Origin of the sequence: Brachybacterium sp. HMSC06H03, from assembly GCF_001807385.1 — a bacterium.
Classification (GTDB): Bacteria; Actinomycetota; Actinomycetes; order Actinomycetales; family Dermabacteraceae; genus Brachybacterium; species Brachybacterium conglomeratum.
The window spans coordinates 1-2,453 of the sequence record NZ_KV788813.1 but is presented as its reverse complement, the minus strand read 5'-3'; the positions used below and the strand labels follow the sequence as shown (position 1 = coordinate 2,453).

Below are 2,453 nucleotides of genomic sequence, written 5' to 3'. Positions count from 1 at the left end.
GCGAGGGGCCTCGCCACGGCGAGCACGTCGGCGCCGGTGGCGCGCCAGCCGCCTGCGCGCAGCTCCTCGACCCGGCGGCGCAGGGAGCCGCGGTCGGCGAGCTCGAGCACCAGATAGGGCTGCTGACGCTCGTTCTGGTCGATGTCGTGGACGGAGACGAGGTGGCGCCCGCCGACGCGGCGCAGACTGCGGCCCTCGGCGATGAACCGCTCGCGGATCTCCGGGTTCAGGCTGTGGTTCTCCGCGAGCACCTTCACCGCGACGTCCGCGTCCAGTCGCTCGTCCCGCGCCCGATGCACGGTCGCGAAGGAGCCCGCGCCGATCACCCCGCCCAGGCGGTAGCGCTCGCCGAGCCGCGTCACGCGGAAGCTCCGGGCGCGGGATCGTCCGCGCCCAGTCGCCCGGCGAGCATCGCCCGGCCGCGGCTGACCTGCGACTTCACGGTGCCCTCGGCGCGGTCCAGATGCTCCGCGATCTGCGCGTAGGGCAGCTGCTCGAGGTCCCGCAGCTCGAGGGGGACGCGGTAGAGGTCCGGGAGATCCGCGAGCACCTGCCGCACGCTGACGCGCTCGGCGATCAGCGAGCTCATCCTCTCGGCGGGCCGGTGCTGCTCCTCGAGCTCGACCGTGGCCCGCAGGCGCCGCAGATGGTCCGCGACCCGGTGTCGGACGATGGAATGCACCCAGGTGGTGACCTTGGAGCGGCCGTCGAAGCGGTGGATCGACTCCGCGATCGAGATGAGGGAGTCCTGGGCGACGTCCTCGACCGCCCCGGGATCCAGCAGCGCGGCCCCGACGAAGCGGCGCACCACGCCGGTGCCGTCCAGCACCTCGACGAAGAGCTCGAGCGCGGCGGGGCTCGATCGGGCGTGCTCGGCGAGGAGAGCGAGAGCCTCATCCTGGCCGTCGGCTGCGAGGAGCTCGTCGGCCGTGCGACGCGCGGCGTCGAGGCGCCCTGCGTGCAGATGTCGTGCCAGCTCATCGCCGTGCTGCGCCGTCGACCCCGGCGGCGGTCCCCACTCCGTCCCCATGCTCGCGAGCCTATCGCGAACGGGGCGCCCGCCGAGCGGCGGACGCCCCGTTCAGGACGACATGCGGGCCGGGCAGGCCCGGAGCGAGCTCAGCGCTGCGAGGCCTCCGCGATGCGGCCGGTGTTCTGGGCCGTGCGCACGGTCGCGACCGCGAACTCGAGGCCGAGACGCATCGCGATCAGCGCGATCACCGAAGGGATCCAGCCGAACAGGATCGAGACGATCAGCGGGAACGCATTGAATCCGCCCTCGCCGTAGAAGCTGTTCATGCTGCCCCAGGCGAGTCCGAGGAAGATGCCGTTGACGATGCTCATCAGCCACATCACCGCCGCGACGACGAACGCGATGACGTAGAGGAACGACGAGAACTTCACGGTGATGAAGTGCTCGAACTTGAAGTCGAACAGCGCCTTGAAGAAGCCTGCCTCGCCGAAGCGGCCGTCCCCGGAGGCGCCGCCGCCGGTGGCGGGGTAGGGCGCGGCCGCGGGGCTCTGCGCGGAGCCCCAGGCCTGCCCCTGGGCGGGCGGCTGCGGGGCCGACGGCGCGCTCTGCGCCCCCCAGGCGTCCTGCTGACCGGACGCCGCGGCGGACTGCTGGCCGTAGGGGTCCGAGGACGGGGCGGCGTAGGGATCCTGCCCGGCCCCGCCGGCGGAGGGGGCCTGCTCCTGGGCGCCGTATCCGCTGCTCGACGGATCGGACGCAGAGCCCTGTCCGTGCTGCGGATCCAGCGGGTTGCTGCCCTCGGGCGGCTGCGACATGGTGCGACTCCTTCTGCGAGATCTGATGGACGAGGAGGAGGTCGTCGGCGCCCCCGCGCCGCCGTTCCCACCTCGACGCTCACCGTAGCCCGCGGGCGACGGCGATGGGGAGGCATCTGCGGAGCGGAGTCGGCCCTGGCCGGAGGACGCCCGCGGCCCCCGCCCATTGGCGTCGCGAGCGGATGCGAAGCTCGGCGGTCCGACCGCACCATGCAGATCTTGACCGACGGGGTCCCGCCGCTCGGCCGCATCTTGCAGCAGCTGCTCAGCTCCGAGACCGCAGGCTCCGGCGCGGTCAGCTCCGTCGCCGCACTGCTCAGCGTGGCGCCGTCGCCCGCTCGATGATCTCCCGCATCCGTGCCGCGGCCCCCGCCTCGTCGCCGGCGCCGATCGCGGCGGCGACCTCCTGGTGCAGGCCGAGGTCGTGCCGGTCGGGGGCCTGCTCGCCCCGCTCGACGGTCGCCCGGTGGCGCAGTCCCTCCTCGATCACGGCCCGCAGCCGGCCGAGCATCGCGTTTCCGGAGAGGGCGAGGACCTCGGCGTGGAAGGCCCGGTCGGCGGCGAGGAAGGCTCCGGACTCGGGCCCGTCGGCCGCCTCGACCATCGCCTCTGCGGCGGCGGCGAGTGCGCGGGTGCTCCCGCGCCCGTCGCGGACCTCGCGGGCC

The 2,453-nt window shown here is 73.9% G+C and carries 5 protein-coding genes; 1 reads left to right on the top strand and 4 read right to left on the bottom strand.

Translation table 11 applies throughout. The features are described from left to right. The 3 genes from HMPREF3159_RS09760 to HMPREF3159_RS09750 form a co-directional block, all read right to left on the bottom strand. The coding region (locus HMPREF3159_RS09760; RefSeq protein WP_168165413.1) for a protein kinase at positions 1 to 362 on the bottom strand (362 nt) is incomplete at its 3' end. Beyond that, positions 359 to 1,030, bottom strand: coding sequence for an RNA polymerase sigma factor (locus HMPREF3159_RS09755; protein WP_070500855.1), 672 nt, complete (start codon positions 1,028 to 1,030; stop codon positions 359 to 361). The genes HMPREF3159_RS09755 and HMPREF3159_RS09760, both read right to left, overlap by 4 nt. A gap of 89 nt (positions 1,031 to 1,119) precedes the next feature. Then, entirely contained in the window at positions 1,120 to 1,788 is a 669-nt protein-coding gene (locus tag HMPREF3159_RS09750) for a DUF4282 domain-containing protein (protein ID WP_070500854.1), read from the bottom strand. 210 nt (positions 1,789 to 1,998) lie between these two features. On the opposite strand from HMPREF3159_RS09750, the gene HMPREF3159_RS18080 reads away from it, so the two are divergent. Beyond that, a complete protein-coding gene (locus HMPREF3159_RS18080) occupies positions 1,999 to 2,133 on the top strand; it encodes a hypothetical protein (RefSeq protein WP_256374525.1) in 135 nt (44 codons plus the stop codon). Here HMPREF3159_RS18080 and HMPREF3159_RS09745 read toward each other — a convergent pair. After that, positions 2,105 to 2,453 (bottom strand): FCD domain-containing protein (locus HMPREF3159_RS09745; protein ID WP_141748168.1); only part of this gene is annotated, 349 nt, incomplete at its 5' end. The genes HMPREF3159_RS18080 and HMPREF3159_RS09745 overlap by 29 nt on opposite strands.